We start from the raw sequence: 22,875 nt of genomic DNA on the forward strand, positions 1-22,875 counted from the left end.
TCACCCCCGAATTTATTCCCCGAGTAGCGTCTTAATCTTAGCAGCAAATCCTGCGTCTAAAATAGCTACTGCTACTCTCTGGGTCTTCCCAATTGCATTCGATAACGTTTCTCGGTCATCTACTATAGCATATGGGATTTTATAGGTTTTACATTTATCGGTTAGTTTCTTTTTCGTTTGTGGACCAATATCCCTTGCCAGCAAGATTAATACAGCGCGTCTGGCTCTGATATCTTTGAGTATGGCATCTTCACCAAGCGAACATTTTCCAGCTCGAAAAGCAAGGCCAACAAGGTTAAGATAACTATTTTTCATTTGTTGGACCTGCAACTAACTCTCTTAATTCATTAAAAACTGTTGCGTCAACGGTCGCATTTAAATGCTTGTTTAACGCATTTGTTTTTTCCGCTTGGTCAATAACAGCAATATCCTTACAAAGATAAGCTCCCCTGCCATTTTTCTTACCAGTTGGGTCTACAAAAACTTCTCCCTCTTTATTACGGACCACACGAATTAATTCCTGCTTTGGCATCATTTCATTTGTTACAACGCATCTGCGAGTAGGCACTTTACGTTTTTTTACCATGCCTGATCCCCTCCTTATTCAAACAAACTTTCTTCATTGTCAGAATAGGCTTCATCTTCTTCGACCAATAACCCTTCTTCTCTTGCTTCTGTTTCACTTTTTATATCAATTTTCCAACCAGTTAATTTCGCTGCAAGCCTTGCATTTTGACCTCGTTTACCAATTGCCAACGATAATTGATAATCCGGTACAATAACGGTTGTTGCCTTCTCTTCCTCATTTACAAGTACAGATATTACCTTGGAAGGGCTTAAAGCATTCGAAACATAAACAGTAGGATCATCAGACCATTGTACAACATCAATTTTTTCACCTTTAAGCTCATTCACAATCGCTTGTACTCTTTGGCCCTTCTGACCGACGCAAGACCCTACAGGATCAATGTCAGGGTCAGGTGCATATACGGAAACTTTAGAGCGATCGCCAGCTTCTCTAGCTACAGATTTAATCTCCACGATCCCATCATATATCTCCGGTACTTCCATTTCAAATAACCGTTTCAGTAACCCGGGATGGGATCTAGAAATATATATTTGCGGTCCCTTACTTGTATTTTCCACTTTCGTAACATACACTTTAATCCGATCATGCACATTGTATTCTTCTGTAGGCATTTGTTCGGCTTCAGCGAGTTTTGCTTCTATTTTACCAAGATGTACATAGACGTACCGTGCATCCTTTCGTTGAATAATCCCAGTCATTACGTCATCCTCGCGATCGGAGTATTCCGAAAAGATAACGCCGCGTTCTGCTTCTCTAACCCTTTGTGTCACAACTTGTTTTGCAGCTTGAGCGGCGATACGGCCAAAATCTTTTGGTGTTACTTCCACTTCAACCACATCATCAATTTCATAATTGGGATTGATTTCTTTTGCTTCTTGAATCGAAATTTCTTGTTGATGATCTTCTACTTCTTCTACAACGTTTTTTCGAGAAAAGACAGCCATCTTTCCCGTTTCCTCATTAAGTTCAACACGAACGTTTGTGGCTGATTTGAAATTCTTTTTGTATGCTGAAATTAAAGCAGCTTCCAGTGCTTCCAATAGAATTTCCTTATCAATACCTTTTTCTCTCGCTAAATAATCAATTGCATCGAACAATTGCGTGCTCACTTTTTTTCTCCCCCTTTAAAACGTTACAGCCAATCTCGCTTTGGCTACTTTGTCAAATGGAATCTCTACCGTTTGATTACGGGTTTTAACTTTATATGATATAGTTAACACATCATTCGTAAAATCAATTAGCTTTCCTTCATATACTTTTTCACCATGGATTGGCTCATATAGTTTAACGTATACTTGCTTATTGATATTCTCAACAAAATCTTGCTTCTTCTTTAAAGGACGCTCTGCACCTGGTGAAGATACTTCTAAAAAATAGGCATCTGAAATTGGGTCTCTTTGATCCAATTGTTCACTCAATTCTTCTGATACTTCTCCACATTCGGTAATATCAACGCCACCTTCTTTATCAATATACACACGTAGGAACCAATTTTTCCCTTCTTTCACATATTCCACATCAACTAATTCAAGGTTTTTTTGTTCCAGGATAGGGAGAACTAATTCTTCCGTTGTTTGTATTACTTTTGAACTCAACACGTATCCTCCTTTTACTTATACTTTTTTTACTCCATGGAAGGTTTGTTTAAGACGCCCGGTCCATATGCTGCATAGCCACTAATTAAAACAAGATGGCTAACTTACCTATAATGCTCTTGCGAAATTGATTAATTCATCTTCATTCACAGCATTTCTGCCTTTGATCAGCAATAACCTGTCTGTCTTCCTTTTAAACACGCATTATTAGTATAAACCAATTTCTGTAATTTCATTTACCAGTAGCTAAACCACTTGAAAACTCCATAGAAACAAAGGCGCAAGTGCCCGTTTAGCAACGTAGTGAATGGAACGAATCAACTAAAGATAAGGAATCATGCCACTAAAAACAGGGGTATGCCGACGCCTGAGCGGCAAGCCCGTTTTTAGTCGGCCTTCCTCTTAGGGACGAACCGATGAGGCCTTATCGTAGGGCGCATTTCTAAAGTCACATAGTTGCTGGACTCATGCGCCGGACGTGACTATTCGGTTATTTCATTATCCATAAGCACCTAAGTTTATACTTTCTTATTCTTTAAAAAAGTTAACCACAACCTTTACGACCGATACTTATCGTAAAGGAGCAGTGACAATCATTAGCCCGCTGAGAAACATGGTATTAATAAAGTGAATCTTCCATCAGTGGGGGTTTTCATTCATCCCCCACGGCTTGTTAGTAACGTAATGGTATGACCTAAAGGCCGCTTACAAAACAGGACATTTAGTTGGGATAAAACATTACCACAGCTGCAATACAGCTTTTAAGAATGGGCTTTGTTCTTCTGCCACATACAAAAACGAGCCAACTTCAATACAAAACCCCTGCCGAAAGGTGTGGCAAGGGAGTTGTGGGAACAAGTTGAAGTATGAAGAAAGAGTGGGTAAATACCCACTCTTTTAAACGTTCGTATCGTTACTTACCAAAAATAGTATATCATATGGTAATGGACCTTGCAAGCTAGAACAAGGAAAGCTGATTTTGTTCAGCCATCCCTTCCAAACATCCGTGGTTATCTAAGTATTCTAAGACAGTTTTGGAAATTTTGCTTCTCTCCCGCAGGTCTTCTTTGGATAGGAATTCTCCTTCTTCTCTAGCTTTTACAATGTTGAGTGCAGCGTTTGTTCCTAAGCCATCGACAGCATTAAACGGTGGAATTAAAGCATCGCCTTCAACAATAAATTCTGTCGCACTAGAACGATAGAGATCTACTTTCTTAAAAGAAAAACCTCGTTCACACATTTCTAAAGACAGTTCTAAAACGGTCAGTAAACTTTTTTCTTTCGGAGAGGCATCATTTCCTTTAGCGGTTATCATTTCAATCCGTTTACGAATAGCATTGGATCCTTTAATCATCGTGTCGAGCTCAAAGTCATCTGCTCGAACAGTAAAATAGGCAGCATAAAAGAAAATCGGATGATGCACTTTGAAATAAGCAATTCGAACAGCCATCAATACATAAGCCGCGGCATGCGCTTTTGGAAACATATACTTAATCTTTTTACAAGACTCGATATACCAATCTGGAACATCGTGCTTTTTCATTTCTGTAATCCACTCGTCTTTTAGTCCTTTCCCTTTACGGACAAACTCCATAATTTGGAAGGCTAAGGAGGCATCGAGACCCTTATGCATGAGATAAACCATAATATCATCGCGACAACCAATGACGTCTGGGAGTTCACAAATACCATCATTAATTAGCTCTTGAGCATTACCTAGCCACACATCGGTACCATGTGATAAACCAGAAATAATGACAAGCTCTGCGAATGTATTCGGTTTTGTATCTTCAAGCATTTGCCGAACAAACTTCGTTCCAAATTCTGGTACACCAAGCGTTCCCGTTTTACAATTGATTTGTTCTGCCTTCACCCCTAAGGCTTCAGGACCCGAAAAGATTGTCATCACATCTGGATCATCTGTCGGGATTGTTTTCGGATCAATTCCGCTTAAATCCTGGAGCATACGTATGACTGTCGGATCATCGTGTCCAAGTATATCCAATTTCAATAAATTGTCATGAATGGAATGGAAATCAAAATGCGTCGTCCTCCATTCACTGTTTCTATCATCTGCTGGATATTGAATAGGCGTAAAGTCAAATATTTCTTTATCGTCAGGAACAACAATTATTCCTCCAGGATGCTGACCTGTCGTTCGTTTCACTCCTGTACATCCTTTTACAAGTCGATCAACTTCTGCGTTTTTATAGACCAGCTGTTTATCTGAAGCATACCCTTTGACGTAACCATATGCTGTTTTTTCTGCAATCGTTCCAATTGTTCCAGCACGGTAAACATTGTCAATTCCGAACAATTCTTTCGTATAATTGTGAGCGCGTGGCTGATAAGATCCGGAAAAGTTCAAATCAATATCAGGAACTTTGTCACCTTTAAAGCCTAAAAATGTTTCGAACGGAATATCTTGTCCATCTTTAGTTAATGGAGTTGCGCATGTTGGGCAATTCTTATCTGGCAGGTCAAATCCACTTCCTACCGAGCCATCCGTAATAAACTCATTGTAATGACAGGACGGGCACACATAATGTGGTGGCAATGGATTTACTTCAGTTATTTCTGTCATTGTCGCCACAAAAGAGGATCCGACTGAACCCCTGGAACCTACCAAGTAACCATCATCGAGAGACTTTTTAACTAGTTTTTGGGAGATAAGATAAATAACACTAAATCCATGACCAATAATACTTTTCAGTTCTTTTTCTAATCGGTCCGTAACGATTTCGGGAATCGGCTCGCCGTAAATTTTCTTTGCTCTTGTATAGCAAAGGTCACGTATTTCCTGATCTGCTCCTTCAATCGTCGGTGTAAACAGCCCATCCTTAACTGGTGCTATTTCTTCAATTTCATCAGCAATAGCTTGGGTATTCGTAATGACAATTTCAGTTGCCTTCTTTTCCCCTAAAAAGTAAAAGGCCTCTAGCATTTCATTGGTCGTACGAAATGGTGTTTGTGGCAATGTCACTCGGTTTAATGGATTTCCAGCTTGAGAAGCGATAAGAATTTGTCTGTAAATCTGATCCTGTTCATCTAGATAATGAACATTTCCCGTAGCGACTACTTTTTTATCCATACGCTCACCTAACTGGACAAGATTTTTAATAATATCTAATAGCTGCGCCTCATTCTGCACTAAATCTTTTTCTATTAAATGGGCATAATTTGCAGGTGGCTGCACTTCAATATAATCATAGAATCGGGCAACAGCTTCTGCTTCTTCTGCTGATTTTTGCATCATTGTCTCAAACACTTCGCCCTGATCACAGGCAGATCCGACGAGAATTCCTTTACGATATTTTTGTAATACCGATCGAGGCAAGCGAGGGACCCGGTAAAAATAATCGATATGGGCATAAGAAACAAGCTTATACAGGTTTTTTAACCCTTCTTCTGTTTGTGCGATTAATATACAGTGAAAAGGTCGCGAACGCTGATATGCGTTACCTTCGCCCATATGATTGTTCAGTTGGTTATGATTGGTAATCTCTTTTTCGAGCAATGCTTGAACAAGCTTCCATAATAAATAGCCTGTTGCCTCCGCATCATAAATCGCCCGGTGATGCTGTGTTAATTCAATATCCAGATGCTTACATAACGTATTCAACCGATGATTCTTCAAATGCGGAAATAGGAATCTGGCTAACTCCAACGTATCAATGACCGCATTTGCCGCTTTGTCAAACCCTAGTTTTTTAAAACCTTGATTTAAAAATCCCATATCAAAACTTGCATTATGGGCTACTAAAATATCATCTGCCATCCAATTACGAAAGTCGGTTAAGACCTCTTCTACTTCTGGTGCGTTTTGTACCATCTCATCGGTAATCCCGGTAAGATCTGTTGTTGTCTGTGATAAAGGATGGTGCGGATTTGCAAAAGACTCGAATCGATCGACAATTTCACCTTGATGGATTTTAACCGCAGCCAATTCAATAATCGTATCATAAACAGCCGATAAACCAGTCGTTTCTACGTCAAATACAACATATGTACCAGTAGCTAAATCTAAATCTTTGTCATTATAAGCGATAGGCACTCCGTCATCGACTAAATTTGCCTCTACACCGTACAGCACTTTTATATTGTGCTTCTTCCCTGCATTATAAGCCTCTGGGAAGCCTTGAACCCCTGCATGGTCAGTAATTGCTATCGCTTTATGTCCCCATTTGGCAGCTTGGGCAATTAAATTTGCCGGGGAAACGACAGCATCCATTTGGCTCATCGTCGTATGTGCATGCAATTCGACCCTTTTTTCTTCATCTGGGGCTACGTCTTTTCGAGGCTCCACTTTAATCTCATGAATATCATTAGCCATCATTGCTAGTTCGTTTGAATACATATCTGTTTGGATGCTGCCTCGAGCTTTGATCCACATGCCCTCTTTCACAACATCAAATTTCTCTGCATCCTCTTCGCCTTTGGAGAACATTTTAATTTGCAGCGAGTCGGTATAATCTGTTGCCTTTATGATAAGCAAGCTGCGGCCCGAGCGTAGTTTGCGAATATCAACAGCGAAAATATAACCTTGAACCGTTACTCTGCGTTCTTCTTCTAATATTTCTTCCATCTGAACAGGCTCATCTTGAATTTTGTAGCCAAACATCAATGGTTTATTTTCTGGCTGAAGCTTTGCTTGATCTCGTTTCGTTTTTTCTTGTATCGTACGCTGTACCAGTTGCTGATCCTCGGCGGCTTTCTGTTCTTTAAATTGCTGGATAGCTTCTAATTCTGGTTTGACTTCAATTTGCAAGTGAAAATTAGGCAAACCTGATTTGGAGCAATAAGCTTTGAACGGCTCTTCTAGTCGCTTTTTAACAGCTTTTCCTTCTGCTTCATTTCTTGCGGTTAACATAATATTATTACCGTTAACCTTTGGCGTTTGTGATTGGACCATATCTTTGTACGCTGGTGATAAATGGGTAAAAGATTGAATAAAATTTTCCCAATAATTGAGAGTTGTCTGCTCACTACATGATCTATTTGCTGTTTCAATCGTCAATTCCACATTGGCAATTTGTGCAAAGCAAGTTTGTAGCTGATGTTTAAATAGTTGATAAACTTCACACGGCAATACTTGATTGGTACTTATATGAAAATGCCATGTCTTTGTTTGCTTAAAAATTTCCAGCTTATTTAAGTAACTATCCGCAAAATAGGCTAAATGGTCTTCTGAAATCTGCAATTGCCTTAACAGTACATCCATTTTTTCTTTTTTTGAAATATCCATTTGTATCCTCCTGTACCGTCCATTAAATAAAAAGCTGTAAAACCCCTGCCGCACAAACTGACAAGGGTTTTATTCTTTGTATTACTGTTTAAAGGAATAAACGTTGAATATCGTTCCAAGTAACAATAATCATAAGCAGCATCAAAAGCGCAAAGCCGACAAAATGAAACAAGCCTTCTTTTTCAGGAGCAATTGGCTTGCCACGTACAGCCTCGATCCCCACAAATAATAATCTGCCACCATCCAAAGCCGGCAGTGGAACGAGATTGACGATCCCTAAGTTAATACTTAACATCGCCGTCCAGAGCAGGAAGTTCGTAAAGCCGGTTTGAACAATTTGATCTGTGGCATCATATATACCAACTGGGCCAGATAATGCATCAAGTGACAATTGTCCTGAGATTAGCATACCTAAGTTGGTCAAAATGAGCTTCGTTGTTTCATACGTTTTTGAAAAACCGTACGTCACCGTGCCAAGAATTGATTTTTCATATGCCGGATAGACTCCTATTTGACCAAAAGACTCTTGTCCTTCAACACCTTCTACTTCTTTTGGTATGATTGTTAATGTAACCTCTTCTCCATCACGAAGAACTGTTACATCAAGCTCTTCACTTGGACGTTCTCTGATGATGGTTGTAAATTCCTCCCAAGTTGATATTGGCTCTCCTTCTAATTGCACTACTTCATCGCCATTCTGCATACCAGCTTCAGCTGCTGGGCTATCCGCTATGATTTCACCCATCCTTGCTTCCTCAACTTGAGTTCCTTGTACTAGCCCTATGATGATAAAAATAACGATCGCTAAGATAAAGTTCATCATTGGTCCTGCAAACAATTGCATTGCCCGCTGTCCCACAGTTTTTGAAGCGAACTGTCTGTCATACGGTGCAATTTGTGTTTCTTGTTCATCCATAACAAAAAAAGCTTTCGGATCTACTTCAAAAATCAGCTTCTCCTCTTCGTCACCAACTTCATAGCCTTTAATTTGCAACGCGTGGTCCAAGTCTGCTTCTTCAATTTCAATGATGCGAGCATGTGGGTGCTTTGATTTGTGATTAACGATAATTTTATTCACTTTTCCTGATTCACTAAATTCCAATCCGACATGATGTCCAGGTTTTAATTCAATAATCTCTGGATCAAACCCTGCAACTCGTACATACCCACCGATTGGAAGGAGCCGAATGGTATAAACGGTTTCGTTCCGAGTAAAGGCAAACACTTTTGGGCCAAAACCAATCGCAAATTCGCGAGCCAACATGCCAGCTCGTTTAGCAAAGATTAAATGTCCCCATTCATGAATGAATACGAGGAGACCAAACATCAAAATAAACGCGATTACTGTATTCAAATAAAGCACCTTCCTTTAGAAGTATAGGATGACCTTACACCTGCTTGATGCGTAATAAAGCAACACACACCTGAATTGATTCCTTACTATTTTAGTCCATTCACAAAAGGCAAGCGGTGGAACTATTTTTCTCTATCTTGTATAAAAAGTTACTTTTCTTTCTACTTTATCCCGCATATAGGATGCTGTAAGACTTCCATTAAGAACTGGAGAAACCCATACTACAGCAAGTCTAAGTGGGAGATAACAGCACCTACATGCCCTATTTCGCAAGCGTCCTTTAGGTCATACCATAACAGTACCAACAATCTGTGGGGAAAGAGAATCCCCACTCATGACTAAAAAATATAGTCGCATCGTTCCCATTTCAAACCACATGGATATCGATGCTTACTTGCCTATTAATTGAAGAACCCGACAAGATGCAAAATTGGCAGGACAAATAATAAACTGTCGAAACGGTCTAAAATACCGCCATGACCGGGAAGTACATTACCTGAATCCTTGACCCCAAAATGACGTTTAAAAGCCGATTCAACTAAATCACCAATTTGACCAAATACAGAAGCAATCACTGCTACTCCCATCATAACAATTATACTGTCTTCAAGCGGATGAATGAGTTGAAATATTATACTTACTATAATGGCTAATAGAACGCCACCTAATGCACCTTCAATTGTTTTATTTGGACTAATTTTTGGCCATAGCTTTCGTTTTCCAAATGCTCGGCCAAAGAACAATGCTCCTGTATCAGTTGACCAGATAAGGAGAAATATATAGAGAATCGTTGCCAATCCTCCTCCTTCACTATCTCTAGCTAACAGCAAATAATAAAAACCGAATCCTACATAGATCGCCGATATTAAGACGATACCTGCATGGTCAAAGGTAAATTTATTCTTTACTAATACTGTGTAGGATAGGAGCAACAAAACAATGAGCATTAATATTTCTGATTTCGTCAGCCACATAAAAGGGATGGCTTCCATATGTTCTGGTCTTAACAACACCCATAAAAGCACAATTCCTAGGATGGAGGGAATCGAGTATTTAGCAATATTCCCCATTCTTAATAACTCTAAAAAACCAATCGTTGCCATTGCGTAAACTAAAATCTCAAATGGAAGGCCACCAATAATAACGAATGGAACAAAAATTATTAGTGCAATGATGGCCGTAACTATCCGTTGCTTCATATACTACCTCACCTTAAATACCGCCATAACGACGCTGGCGTTGCTGATATTCTTCAATTGCTTGTTTAAATACTGCTTCATCAAAATCTGGCCAATAAACATCGGTAAACCAAAATTCAGTGTATGCTAGCTGCCATAATAAAAAATTGCTTAATCGTTGTTCACCGCTTGTTCGTATTAACAGATCAGGATCACTTAGTTCTTTTGTATATAAGTACTTGGCAAAGATTTCTTCATCTAAAGCATCCATCGATAGCTTTGAATTTTGGATATCTGCCATTACTTGTTTCGTTGCTTGTACAATTTCGTATCTACTACCATAGTTTAAAGCAAAATTTAATAATAATCCATCATTATTCCTTGTTTTATCAATGGCGTATTGAACAGCTTCTTTTGTATGCGCCGGCAGGGCATCAAATTCACCAATCGTTTGAATACGAACGTTTCTTTCCATTAGCTCAGGTAAGTGAATATGTAAAAATTCCTTTGGAAGCTTCATTAAGAAATCAATCTCTTTTTGCGGTCGTTTCCAATTTTCAGTGGAAAATGCATACAATGTCACTATGTTGACATTGCATTTATGCGCTGCGCGAACAGTTCTTACTACTGAATCAACACCCTCTTTATGACCAGCAATACGTGGCAATGACCTTTTTTTCGCCCATCTCCCGTTTCCGTCCATAATAATGGCAACATGGTTGGGAATGTTCTCCGTATTCGTTAATGGTTCTGATTCTTTTCGTTTCTTTTTTGTAAAGGGAAGTCTAATTGACATAGTTTGTCCTCCGAATATGTGTCAACGTTTCTAGTTTCTTATCTGCACATATATATGATGTACAGTTGTGTTCTATGATACTTGAATCATCATTATATCATGTAAACCAAGTTTTATTATACCGATTTTTTCACAGGAATACAAAAGCCCCCTTAAAAAAAGAGGGCCTTTTCTTCCTATTTTACCATGGAATTGCATTAAACTTCCATAATTTCTTTTTCTTTATCTTTTGCAAGCTGGTCAATTTGGGCTATATATTTATCAGTCGCTTTTTGTACATCATCTTGTAAAGCTCGTATATCGTCTTCTGAAATACCGTCTTCTTTTTTCAGCTGGTCATTTGCTTCACGACGAATATTTCTCACTTGTACACGAGACTCTTCGGCGTATTTACCGACAACTTTCACCAAATCTTTCCGACGTTCTTCCGTTAAAGCTGGAATATTAATGCGAATAACATTCCCATCACTGGAAGGCGAAATACCTAAATCTGCTTTTTGAATACCTTTTTCAATATCTGAAATAGCTGATTTATCAAAAGGAGTAACAACGAGTAGCCTTGCTTCCGGAGCAGAAACAGATGCAATTTGGTTTAATGGTGTACTCATACCGTAGTACTCCACAAAAACACTGTCCAATAAAGCTGGGTTTGCTCTTCCAGCTCTTACAGTAGCCAGATTTTTAGAAAAGGCTTGTATAGCTTGCTCCATTTTTTCATTCATTTTTTTCAATATACCATCCGACATTTTTATTTCCCCCTTATTGTAGTTCCGATTACTTCACCTTGAACAACACGTTTAATATTTCCTTCTTCCATAATGGAGAAGACAACTAAAGGAATATCATTGTCCATGCACAAAGTTGAAGCGGTTGAATCCATAACTCCAAGGCCTGCATTTAACATTTCCATATAAGAAAGATTCTCATACTTCTTTGCATTTACATTCAGTTTAGGGTCGTCTGTGTATACGCCGTCTACATTATTTTTCGCCATTAAAATGACTTCTGCTTCAATTTCAGCAGCACGTAATGCTGCAGTTGTATCGGTTGAAAAAAATGGATTTCCGGTACCAGCAGCAAAAATGACAACTCGCTTCTTCTCCAAATGGCGGATTGCTTTTCTTCTTATGTACGGCTCAGCCACTTGACGCATTTCAATGGATGTCTGTACTCGCGTTGGTATACCGATGTTTTCCAGTCCATCTTGAAGCGCTAAAGCGTTCATAATTGTTGCCAGCATTCCCATGTAGTCAGCATTAGCACGATCCATTCCCATTTCACTGCCTACTTTACCGCGCCATATGTTTCCACCACCAACGACAATGGCGATTTCCACACCCATTTCAGCAACTTCTTTAACTTGATCAGCGATAGACTGGATAATCTTTGGCTCAATGCCATATCCAAGTTCGCCACTTAATGCTTCGCCACTTAATTTAAGCACAATTCTACGGTAACGAGCTGTTGTCATAGTAACCTCCATAGAAAATATAATAGTTTATTGTATACAAATCCTTAAGTTGTATGGAGAAATAGGGAACAATTGCTTGCTCCCTATCAACCAATTTATTTTTTAATTTGGTTCATCACTTCATCTGCAAAGTTTTCTTCACGTTTTTCCATACCTTCGCCTACTTCATAACGCACGAAAGCTTTTACAGAAGCTCCTTTGTCCGCAACAAATTTCTTCACTTTTTGATCTGGGTCTTTAACAAAGCTTTGCTCTAATAAACAAATTTCTTCAAAGAATTTACCAAGACGACCTTCTACCATTTTTTCAACAATTTTTTCCGGCTTGCCTTCGTTTAATGCTTGCGCTTTTAACACTTCGCGCTCATGATTTACTTCTTCTTCTGCCACATCTTCACGAGAAATGTAACGAGGATTTACTGCAGCAATATGCATCGCAACATCTTTTGCAGTTTCTTGGTCTGTTGTTCCTTCTAGTAGTGTAAGAACACCAATGCGTCCACCCATGTGTAAATACTCTCCAAATGTATCGTTGTCTGTCTTCGTTAGGACGGTAAAACGACGAAGAGATAATTTTTCACCGATTTTTGCAACTGCAGCTTTAATGTGGTTTTCAACCGTTTCTCCTGTTGCTTCCATCGTTTGTTGAAGTGCTTCTTCAACTGTTTCTGGTTTTTGAGCTAGCAAATGAGTCGCTAATTCAGACAACAGATCCTTGAATTGATCGTTTTTAGTTACAAAGTCTGTCTCACAATTTACTTCTAATAATACTGCCGTATTGCCCTCCGTTTGAATGTACGCAGACCCTTCAGCAGCAATACGATCCGCTTTTTTAGCTGCTTTAGAAAGACCTTTTTCACGTAAGTAGTCTACAGCAGCATCTAAGTTGCCATCTGTTTCCTGTAGCGCTTTTTTGCAGTCCATCATACCTGCACCAGTTTTTTCACGTAATTCTTTTACCATTTTTGCAGTGATTGCCATTTAAAATCCTCCTTAAGATCATCGACTAATTCATTTTTCTTTAAAAAAGGTGATAAAAGGCTCTCATCCTCTTATCACCCTCACCTTTCTCATGATTACTCTTGTTCTGTTTCCGTTGCTTCTTCTTTAGATGCTTCTTCTGATGCTGGAGCTTCGTCCATTTCTTCACCTTGTTTCACTTCTAAAATAGCATCTGCCATTTTGGAAGTCAAAAGTTTCACAGCACGAATTGCATCATCATTTGCAGGAATAACATAATCAATTTCATCAGGATCACAGTTTGTATCCACAATTCCGATGATCGGAATATTTAATTTATGAGCTTCAGCAATTGCAATTCGTTCTTTACGTGGATCAATTACAAACAACGCATCTGGAAGTTTGTTCATTTCTTTAATACCACCAAGGAATTTGACTAAGCGATCTTTTTCCTTAAGTAGATCAACAACTTCTTTTTTTGGTAGTACTTCAAATGTACCGTCTTCTTCCATACGTTCAATATCTTTTAAACGGTTGATACGCTTACGAATCGTTTGGAAGTTTGTAAGGGTTCCACCTAACCAACGTTGGTTTACATAAAACATACCTGAACGAATCGCTTCATCCCGTACAGATTCCTGTGCTTGTTTTTTTGTTCCAACGAATAAAATAGTTCCTCCGTCGGCAACAACTTGCTTTACATAATTGTAAGCTTCATCAACCTTTTTAACTGTTTTTTGCAAGTCGATAATGTAAATACCATTACGTTCTGTAAAGATGTATTTTTTCATCTTTGGGTTCCAGCGACGAGTCTGGTGACCAAAATGTACACCAGCTTCAAGTAGCTGCTTCATTGAAATAGCTGACATTATAAATTCCTCCTAATTGGTTTTTTCCTCCGTATTAGATCCTCTTTGTAAATAGACCAATTAAGTTGGCACCTTATTTACAAATCCCTATACGTGTGTAATTGACGTACTGACACTTAGTAACACAGTACATTATCTTCACACCACAAGATAATATACCATAACAAATGACAGGATTCAAGTGTTTTTTTAATTAGTCTGGCAAGTATGTATGGAAGCTGTTCTCCCCATCGTGATTTTTTATTGTATAGGAAACAATAAAATGATGTGCTTGTGGATAACGAAATAACCGAATAGCCACGTCCGCGCATGAGCCCAGCAATTATGCGACTTTAGAAATGCGCCCTACGATAAGGCCTCATCGGTTCGTCTTTAAGAGGAAGGCCGACTAAAAACGGGCATGATTCCTTATCTTTAGTGGATTCGTTCCATTCACTACGTTGCTAAACGGACGTTTGCGCCTTTGTTCTACTATAGGAAAGTATAAGATTTTTTTGGTTTATAGTATAAGAAAAACAAAGGCTTCCGCCATTAGACTTGGCGACAAGCCAAGTTTTTCTAATGTCGCACAGATCTAAAATATTTTCTCTTTATCTTCACTACGAAACCCGATATACCCATTCGCTTTCTGCGGCAGCCCCTCCACTTCCTCGGAACCAAAAAGTGGCTTCCTGCAGGATTTTCGATTTCCCATGAGGCATGGTAGGCTATGGCAGCAAGGCATCATGAAGAAAATGTGTATTCTATAATTGAAGGGTCTTCGTGTATCTCCACTGCTTTTTGGAGTTGCTAACTCTTACTCATTATCCATTTCTCATCGCCCACTAGTCCCACATTTAGATGCTCATCAAGAGTAACTCCCCTAAATCAAGCAAAATATATTTTTTCTTTTAATTGCCTTTAAGCTTTGCCATATCCCGCCGTTCATTATCACTTAATTGTCGGATGACATGTGATAGAGCTTTACCGTTAATTCTGCTTCTGTTTTTCCGCAATTTAATTGCTGGGCGATTTCTGAAGGCGTGAACCCTTGACTATACAATTGCAAAATTTTCCCTTGCAGAGAAGTTGTCATTTCATCCTGTGGCTTCGTTTCGTTGTGAATACTTTCTATTTCCGGCGAGGATATATGTGCTTGCTTTTCTACCTCTCGCTTCTCTTCTTGCTGATTATTTTTTTGCTGCGCCAATTGCTGCTGTAAGTGCAAGTTTTCCTGTTTAATTTCATTAATATATTCCGTAAATAAAGCATTCATTTCAGAAGTATCGTACCGCTCGCTATCTTTCAATTGTTTAAACAATCGAAAAATAGCTGTAAGGGTGACTATATGTAATAAAAAACTAATGATTAATAATAGAGATGTCACCATCTGTTCACCGCTCTCCTATCCATTTAAATCAATTTCTTTTCCTAAATAAGGATGTTTATCCGTGTGGCATTGACTTTTCTTTTTCTTTGCAAGCGACTGGCTTGTTTTTGATTGGTGCTCAAGCTTTAACAAATGAGGCTGATGGACATGATTTACCTGTTTTCTTTTTCTCAGTTCCTCCAATAATTGATGCTGTGTAAGAGAGGCTTGATATTGTTGACTTTGATTGAGAAGTTGTTGTTGTACTTTACCTGCATCTTGAGAGCGTGGAATAGCCACTTGCAATTCAATTGATTTCCATCCCATATTATTTCACTCCCTTTAACATACCGGAAAAGTGAAGCTCCATTCGTGGGTGACGCTGCTGTAGCCTCCTTTTCCTCGTTGCTTACTAATCGACATTTGGATATCGGTTTCTTATTTTAAAAATCAGACACGCTTTAAGCGGAAGTGCTTAGTTATCAGATAGTGGATGTGTGACAATTTCGTTGTCAACCAGCTGTACTTTTACCCGTTGATAATCTGCTTTACTAACACGATAATATTTTCCAAACGCTACTACCACATTCGTATATAAATAATTACGGACAATTAATGCACCGTTCTCCCCACTCCCCAGTTTGGAAGTAAGCTGACGTATAGCTTGCTCTACCTTTTTCAAACGCTCTTCGGTCTTATTCCAAGAGTGTTTATAACGAAGTAACGTAATTTTAAGCTTGGGATCATTCTCTACCTGTTGCCCCTGTATTTTTTTCTCTAATAAAGCTAATTTGGAAAGAGTAGCCTCCAATTCTTTCTTTTCATCGAGTAATTTCTGCTCTTGTTTCTCTGTGCGATGATCTACGCCAAACATAATTTCTGTTTTAACACCTACGCGATTGCCAACATCTTTTGCTTCTACTGTATTACCGACCGAGATTGTGCCTCCAACAATGCTGCCTCTTTGGCAAAAAACGTGTCCAGCCACTGTACATTGGCTGTGAAAAATAGAATTTTCTACAAATAAATCCTGCCCCGCCACAATATTCCCCTGGTTAATGTAACCGATATGAATGGATTCAGCAGCATGAATACTCCCCGTCCCTTGTCCTGCCAGACCTTCTGAGATATAGACAGAACCACCGGCAGTAACCGATGCTGCTTCAACCATACCAAATATTTTGACATCTCCTTTTGCTTTAACGGTGTACCCAGCAGGGACATCGCCATGTATGATAATAGTGCCTATGAAATCTAAATTACCTGTCTTCATAGATAAAGTTTGCTGTACTTCAAAAACAGGCAAAACCTGAATGAACCTTCCTCGCTTGTTTAATTGCCCTTCAGAAGTGGCATAAAATCCTTGATCTGCTTCGCGAAATACAACATTCTTCCCTTCTTTTACAGCGGCTGGTTTACCAGGAATGGATGGGACAACAGCACCGCTTACGTTCATACCGTTCTTTCCTTCTGTAGGCGGAATGAGTGTAGCAATTTTTTCACCTTTTTTCACGGAAGGGATCCGCATAACATCACGAAAATCACATACTTCATCTCGAACCATAACTGGGTTGAATTCGACATGATAGTGAACTTGACCATCTTTGCCGTGAATTGGCTGTTTTCCCTCGGCAATGGTTAACGGATAGGTAACTTTAGAAGCCTTGTAGACTAACATATGGATTGCTTCCTCTATGATGCCATATGTAACATCATTCTCCATTAAAAATTCCCTTATATCGGCTTCCGTTATTTGTTGCTCCGTATGATCATCATCCTTAATCCTATTTATTTGTGCTACCATTTTATCTTGGGAGACGTTAATTTTAAATGTCTTTTTTAATTGTTCCATTTGTTGCCCTCCTTATTGTAAACAAATAAAGCAAGACTTACTGAAACAAGTTAGGATATAGCTTGAACTTTTTTCAATATACTGTGAAGCTTTGCAATCGATTTTTTATGAATTTGCGATATCCGTGATGTGGTTAATCCAAGTACTTCTCCTATTTCTGTTAATATTAATTCTTCATGGTAAAATAAGCTGATTACTAATTGCTCATTTTCATTTAGATGTTTAATACCCTCTTTTAATTCTTCTTTCAATTCACTTTCTATAACTTGAGTTTCCGGTGTAATCGATTTTGTATCAGGAATGGAATAACCAATTCCTTCTTTCAGCTTTAGCTTCGGATCACTCGGTTTTTCTTCAATGGAAAGGACATTAGCAAATAAAGAATCACACATCGCTGCTTCCACCTCTTTGACGGTCATACCTGCATGCTCGGCAATTTCAGCAGTGCTTGGTACCCTTTGATATTGCTGTTCCAATTGATTTGATATTTGCTCGATCTTTTTTGTTTTTTCTCGTAAAGATCGAGGGAGCCAATCTTCTTTTCGTAAGCCATCAATAATCGCACCTTTAATACGGAAGGAAGCATACGTATCAAACTTCAATTCCCGACTGCGGTCAAATTTTTTCAGTGCATCATAAAGCCCCATTAATCCAAAGCTTTTTACGTCTTCTTTCATTACACTATTTGGCAAGTGGCTTGCGATTCTCTCCACATGAAAGCTAACTAAATACATATAATTCTCTATCAGTTCATTTGCTGCTTCCATATCATAGGTATCAAACCAATTATCCCAAAGCTTTTGTTCATGCGGAGATGGATTCACCTTCATCTTTATCACTCCTTCTTACCATAGCTTAATCCATATCAAAGGCAGTCCTAAACCAGAAATATACTTCCGTACTATTAGAGTGGGAAAGTATTAAATAAATGCTTCCCCTTTATTTACAGTTCGGATTTTTAACTGACTTGTTTGTATATCAAATTCTATTGTTCGTCCAGCATGACCACCTACATCAGATGCAAGGACAGGGATGGATAACTGCTCCAGCTTCTCTAAAACAGCTTCTACATTTCGAGGACCGATACGCATCAAATCAGTTCCGGAAGAAAATTGGAACATTTGTGCACCACCAGCCACTTTCGCTTTTAAAAGATTTCTTCTCGCCCCAAGATCGACTAACTGATCTACCAAAATAGGGATAGCTGTATCTGCATATTTATAGTGATTAAAATTATCTTGTCTTGCTAGTTTCGAATCTGGCAATAACACATGCGCTAATCCTGCTACTTGTTTTCGTTCATCATAAATGACGGCTCCAACGCAAGACCCCAAGCCAGAAGTACGAATTTTATTAGGGGCTTTCGTTACATTTAAATCTGCAATTCCGACCTTAACAACAGTAGATGAGGATACTAGTTTAGACATCATATGTGACTCCTAGAGCTGCAAACAGTTTTGAAAATGAATCGGGATCTGGAATAAATAAAAAATTACCTTTGATTTGATTTGCTTGGTAAGCTGTATTCATCTTCGCATCGATAATAAGGGCGTAGTCAGCCACTTGAGAAATTTCCAATAACCCTACAGTTAAAATTGCCCCTGCCATATCGATGCTTAAATAAGGCACAGAAGGCTGCATCGTAATATTTGTAAAGTCAGCTAAAGCAGATAAATAAGCTCCTGTTACAATATTTCCTGCTTCTTGCAGCACGGAAGCTGCTAGCTCATCATCGTTATGGACACTTAATGCAGCATTATTCGTTATCTCCTTAATCAGCGCATCTGCCTCTTCTAAAGATAATATGAAATATACCGTACCGGGGGCGTCCCCTTTAATGCGAAATAGCAAGGCAACAACTACTGCCTCTGGACCACCAATAAGCTCCATCATTTCGTCATAGCTAACAATATTTACTGCTGGTACATCCATCTCTATTTTTCGATTGACTAATTGGGACATGGAAGTAGCAGCATTTCCTGCACCGATATTACCTATTTCTCGTAGCACATCTTTTTGCATTTGTGTTAATTTTGTAAGATCCATAACTGCTTACCCTTCCACTGACTTCAATTCTTCCATTTCTTCTTCAGTTAACACTTTTTGCATATTCAATAAAATAAGTAAACGATCCTCAAGCTTCGCTACCCCTTCGATATATTTTGCATCGACAGTACCAATAACTTCAGGCGCTGGTTCAATTTTGGATTCTGGAATATCAATCACATCATTTGCTGCATCCACTACTAAACCAACTTCCATATTATCCACAAATACAATAATAATCCGACTGGAGTCGTTATAATCCGTCTCTTCCATACCAAAACGCAAGCGCAAATCGATAACCGGAGTTACAACGCCTCTTAGATTAATTACACCTTTAACAAAATCAGCTGTTTGCGGAACTCTCGTTATTGGTATTAGTCTTTCAATAGAACCTACTTGCTGCACAGAAACAGCATATTCTTCCTCGCCAAGTTGAAATACAATCACTTTTCTATTTCCTGACATATTGTTTTCCATCATATACCCCTCCATTGGTTATTTTACTAATGCATTACTATCAATAATTAAAGCAACTTCACCATCACCAAGAATAGTCGCGCCAGAAATGGCAAATGTATTCGTTAAATAATTACCTAATGATTTTAAAACAACTTCCTGTTGACCAATAAACGAATCTACTACGAGACCTACCATTTTGTTCCCTTTTTTTACAATGACAATCGATAAGTACGCATTTGTCTCTGCATCAGCTGGTTGTTTCACAGCAAATATGTCATTTAAAAATGCCAACGGCACAACTTTCCCACGAAAGTCAATGACTTTCGTATGATGTGCATGCATCACTTCGTCTTGATGCACAATGGCTGTTTCTATGATTGACGATAGTGGTATAGCATATTTTTCCTTCTGCAATTCAATTAGCAGCACGGAAATTATCGATAAGGTGAGCGGCAATTGAATGGAAAAGACGGAGCCTCTGTCTTGTTTCGAATCAATCGTTATTTTTCCACCTAACGACTCAATCGTATTTTTGACTACATCTAACCCAACACCTCGTCCGGATATATCCGATACTTGATCAGCAGTAGAAAAGCCACTTGACATGATTAATTCAAATATTTGCTGATCCGATAAAAGTTCCGCTTGCCCTTCTGAAATGACTCCTTTTGAAATCGCCTTGTTTAATACCTTCTCTTTATGAATTCCTGCTCCATCGTCTTCAATTTCGATAAATACGTGGTTTCCGCTATGATAAGCTTCGAGCTTCAATGTGCCATATTCTGGTTTTCCTTTGTTTATTCTCGCTTCTTTTGCTTCAATACCGTGATCAATCGCATTTCTAATTAAATGTACTAATGGATCGCCAATTTCATCAATCACCGTACGATCCAACTCTGTCTCAGCGCCAATAATCTCTACTTCGACTTGCTTATTTAACTCGCGAGCAACTTGGCGGATCATGCGTGGAAATCGGTTAAACACTTGCTCTATCGGAACCATACGCATCGTTAAAATGATAGATTGAAGATCACTTGACACACGCGACATATGCTCGACAGTATCTTGTAAATCTTTGTTATCCAAATCAGCTGCTAATTGCTCTAATCTGCCACGATCGACAACTAATTCTTCAAATAAATTCATAAGTACATCTAAACGGTCAATATTAACACGAATGGTTTTATTAGCTACTCCTTTAGAAGAGCGTTGTTTCGTTTCTTTTACTTTCGTTGTGCCTTGATTTTCTGCAAGCTTTCGGGAATCTTGCTCCTTTTCTTGATGCTGCTCTATGTTAAAAGGAACGATTTCAACTGCTTCAATTTCAGAGACCTTTTCGATGTTAATTTGTATCGTTTCTTTTTTATGTTCGGAAATAAAGAGAACCGTAAATGTATGATCAAATTGCTCTTCTTCCAGTTCGGTTACAGACGGATCTGATTTGACAATTTCGCCTAGCTTTTCTAAAACTTCAAAAATCATAAACACACGAGCGCCTTTTAAAAGACAATCTTCTTTTAACGTAATTGATATTTCATAATTTGTATAACCACGCTCTTTAGACTCTTGTAGAATAGTCATTGCGAATTCATCAATGTTTTTCATCTGCTGCGAATGTACGGCTGGCTCTTGCGATGCTTCTAATTGAGGTTTCTCATGAGGCAAAGTTTCGCCTTGCTCTAAGCATTTCAATTGCTCAACGACGTCCGTTACGTCCTTGCTTCCATTACCTCCAGCTGAAATATCCTCTACCATTTCGTGCAAATAATCAACGGCAGCAAACAAGACATCTATCATTTCACTTTGAACACTGATCTTACCTTCTTTAATCGCATCGAATACATTTTCTAACTTGTGGGTAAGACTTGCTAAGTCATGATATCCCATTGTTGCAGACATGCCTTTAAGCGTATGTGCTGCTCGAAAGATCTCTTCAATAATGGCTGTTTCCTCTGGTTGCTTCTCTAACGCTAGTAATTGGTTGTATAAAACTTCCAAATGTTCGTTGCTTTCATCAATAAACACGGTTAAATATCCAGAAGTATCCAACTCTATCCCTCCAACTATACTAATTTAGTTATTAAACGACTTACTTCGTCCAAAGGAACTTGCTTATTAACCAGATTTGTTGCCATTGCTGCTTTTGGCATACCATAGACAATTGCCGTTTCTTCGGACTCAGCAATGACATACGTTCGGTCGTCGCTTTTTTTTAGGTTTTTAATACCATCTGTACCGTCATTCCCCATACCAGTTAAAATGACGGCAATCTTATTCACTTCCTGCAGTGGCGCAACGGATGTGAATAGCATATCTACGGACGGTCTGTGACCACGTAAAGGGTCTTCTTCTGTTAAATCAATAAAAATCGAAGTACCTATTTGCGATAATTTCATATGCCAGCCCCCTGGGGCAATGTATACAACGCCGTGTTGCAACCTTTCCCCATGCTCTGCTTCTTTTACAAGCAATTCAGACTTAAGGTTTAATCGTTCTGCAAGCGATTTTGTAAAACCAGCTGGCATATGCTGAACAACTAACACAGCTGCAGCCAAATTTTTAGGTAGTTGCTCTACAATATGTTGTAGCGCTCTTGGACCACCTGTTGAGGCACCAATTGCAACAATTGTCTGGTGATAATTTGCTAATTCCTTTATAGGCTCTTTGATTGGAATTTGCTTTTTACTTGCTTTTTGTTGCCGTGGTAATTTTACCATTGAAGCAGTAATCACTTTATGAATAATTTCTTGTTTCATCGTTTCTATATCTATTGAAATGGCTCCAGATGGTTTCGCAATGAAATCTACTGCCCCACTTGAGATGGCTTGAATGGTTTTAATGGTTGCATCTTCTGTAACACTTGATAGCATGACGACAGGAATCGGATGTGTCTGCATAATTTCCTTCAAAGCTGTGATCCCATCCATTACTGGCATCTGCACATCAAGCGTTATTACATCTGGAGAAAGTTGTTTTATTTTATGTAACCCATCTTCTCCGTTTCGAGCCGTTCCAACGACTTCAATGCGTGGATCACTCGCTAGCATATCTGAAAGTATTTTGCGCATAAAAGCGGAATCATCAATGACAAGGACACGAATGATGTTCATGTTT

General features: G+C 38.8%; 21 protein-coding genes. All 21 read right to left on the minus strand.

Features of this window, described 5'->3' with window-relative positions; all coding sequences use genetic code 11:
- Positions 1–12: 12 nt before the first annotated feature.
- Positions 13–315: a L7Ae/L30e/S12e/Gadd45 family ribosomal protein gene (locus KBP50_RS09580; protein ID WP_050352778.1), complete on the minus strand. Its 303-nt coding sequence runs from the start codon at positions 313–315 to the stop codon at positions 13–15.
- Positions 305–586, minus strand: coding sequence for an RNase P modulator RnpM (gene rnpM, locus KBP50_RS09585; protein WP_050352777.1), 282 nt, complete (start codon positions 584–586; stop codon positions 305–307). Before rnpM ends, KBP50_RS09580 begins: the two co-directional genes overlap by 11 nt.
- 14 nt (positions 587–600) lie before the next feature.
- Entirely contained in the window at positions 601–1,698 is a 1,098-nt protein-coding gene (nusA, locus tag KBP50_RS09590) for a transcription termination factor NusA (RefSeq protein ID WP_050352776.1), read from the minus strand.
- Positions 1,699–1,713: 15 nt separating this feature from the next.
- Positions 1,714–2,184: a ribosome maturation factor RimP gene (gene rimP / locus KBP50_RS09595; RefSeq protein ID WP_050352775.1), complete on the minus strand. Its 471-nt coding sequence runs from the start codon at positions 2,182–2,184 to the stop codon at positions 1,714–1,716.
- A gap of 958 nt (positions 2,185–3,142) precedes the next feature.
- Positions 3,143–7,429: a PolC-type DNA polymerase III gene (locus tag KBP50_RS09600; RefSeq protein WP_050352774.1), complete on the minus strand. Its 4,287-nt coding sequence runs from the start codon at positions 7,427–7,429 to the stop codon at positions 3,143–3,145.
- Positions 7,430–7,517: 88 nt separating this feature from the next.
- Positions 7,518–8,783 carry an RIP metalloprotease RseP gene (gene rseP / locus KBP50_RS09605; protein ID WP_050352773.1) on the minus strand — a complete coding sequence of 422 codons (1,266 nt, stop codon included), beginning with the start codon at positions 8,781–8,783 and terminating at the stop codon, positions 7,518–7,520.
- Positions 8,784–9,184: 401 nt separating this feature from the next.
- Positions 9,185–9,982 carry a phosphatidate cytidylyltransferase gene (locus KBP50_RS09610; RefSeq protein ID WP_050352772.1) on the minus strand — a complete coding sequence of 266 codons (798 nt, stop codon included), beginning with the start codon at positions 9,980–9,982 and terminating at the stop codon, positions 9,185–9,187.
- 13 nt (positions 9,983–9,995) lie between these two features.
- Positions 9,996–10,757, minus strand: coding sequence for an undecaprenyl pyrophosphate synthase (locus tag KBP50_RS09615; RefSeq protein ID WP_050352771.1), 762 nt, complete (start codon positions 10,755–10,757; stop codon positions 9,996–9,998).
- Between the two features lie 197 nt (positions 10,758–10,954).
- Positions 10,955–11,503 (minus strand): ribosome recycling factor, encoded by a 549-nt coding sequence (gene frr / locus KBP50_RS09620; protein WP_050352770.1) that lies wholly within the window; start codon positions 11,501–11,503, stop codon positions 10,955–10,957.
- Between the two features lie 2 nt (positions 11,504–11,505).
- A complete protein-coding gene (gene pyrH / locus KBP50_RS09625) occupies positions 11,506–12,228 on the minus strand; it encodes a UMP kinase (RefSeq protein ID WP_050352769.1) in 723 nt (240 codons plus the stop codon).
- Positions 12,229–12,323: 95 nt separating this feature from the next.
- Positions 12,324–13,208, minus strand: coding sequence for a translation elongation factor Ts (gene tsf, locus KBP50_RS09630; protein ID WP_050352768.1), 885 nt, complete (start codon positions 13,206–13,208; stop codon positions 12,324–12,326).
- A gap of 95 nt (positions 13,209–13,303) precedes the next feature.
- Positions 13,304–14,056, minus strand: a complete 753-nt coding sequence (rpsB, locus tag KBP50_RS09635) for a 30S ribosomal protein S2 (RefSeq protein WP_050352767.1) — start codon at positions 14,054–14,056, stop codon at positions 13,304–13,306.
- A 934-nt stretch (positions 14,057–14,990) separates the two neighbouring features.
- Entirely contained in the window at positions 14,991–15,425 is a 435-nt protein-coding gene (locus KBP50_RS09640) for a DUF6115 domain-containing protein (protein WP_050352766.1), read from the minus strand.
- A 15-nt stretch (positions 15,426–15,440) separates the two neighbouring features.
- A complete protein-coding gene (locus KBP50_RS09645) occupies positions 15,441–15,731 on the minus strand; it encodes a hypothetical protein (RefSeq protein WP_050352765.1) in 291 nt (96 codons plus the stop codon).
- A gap of 148 nt (positions 15,732–15,879) precedes the next feature.
- On the minus strand, positions 15,880–17,256 hold the full coding sequence (locus KBP50_RS09650) for a flagellar assembly protein A (protein WP_050352764.1): 1,377 nt from the start codon (positions 17,254–17,256) through the stop codon (positions 15,880–15,882).
- Between the two features lie 50 nt (positions 17,257–17,306).
- Entirely contained in the window at positions 17,307–18,086 is a 780-nt protein-coding gene (locus tag KBP50_RS09655) for a FliA/WhiG family RNA polymerase sigma factor (protein ID WP_210967622.1), read from the minus strand.
- Between the two features lie 90 nt (positions 18,087–18,176).
- The gene (locus KBP50_RS09660; protein ID WP_373314108.1) at positions 18,177–18,686 is read right to left on the minus strand and encodes a chemotaxis protein CheD; all 510 of its coding nucleotides are present in this window, start codon (positions 18,684–18,686) and stop codon (positions 18,177–18,179) included.
- Positions 18,676–19,302 carry a chemotaxis protein CheC gene (locus tag KBP50_RS09665; protein ID WP_050352761.1) on the minus strand — a complete coding sequence of 209 codons (627 nt, stop codon included), beginning with the start codon at positions 19,300–19,302 and terminating at the stop codon, positions 18,676–18,678. Before KBP50_RS09665 ends, KBP50_RS09660 begins: the two co-directional genes overlap by 11 nt.
- Positions 19,303–19,308: 6 nt before the next feature.
- Positions 19,309–19,779, minus strand: coding sequence for a chemotaxis protein CheW (locus KBP50_RS09670; RefSeq protein ID WP_050352760.1), 471 nt, complete (start codon positions 19,777–19,779; stop codon positions 19,309–19,311).
- Between the two features lie 18 nt (positions 19,780–19,797).
- A complete protein-coding gene (locus KBP50_RS09675; RefSeq protein ID WP_050352759.1) occupies positions 19,798–21,810 on the minus strand; it encodes a chemotaxis protein CheA in 2,013 nt (670 codons plus the stop codon).
- A 14-nt stretch (positions 21,811–21,824) separates the two neighbouring features.
- Positions 21,825–22,871 carry a protein-glutamate methylesterase/protein-glutamine glutaminase gene (locus tag KBP50_RS09680; protein WP_050352758.1) on the minus strand — a complete coding sequence of 349 codons (1,047 nt, stop codon included), beginning with the start codon at positions 22,869–22,871 and terminating at the stop codon, positions 21,825–21,827.
- Between the last annotated feature and the right edge of the window lie 4 nt (positions 22,872–22,875).

This window comes from Virgibacillus pantothenticus (assembly GCF_018075365.1).
Classification (GTDB): domain Bacteria; phylum Bacillota; class Bacilli; order Bacillales; family Amphibacillaceae; genus Virgibacillus; species Virgibacillus pantothenticus.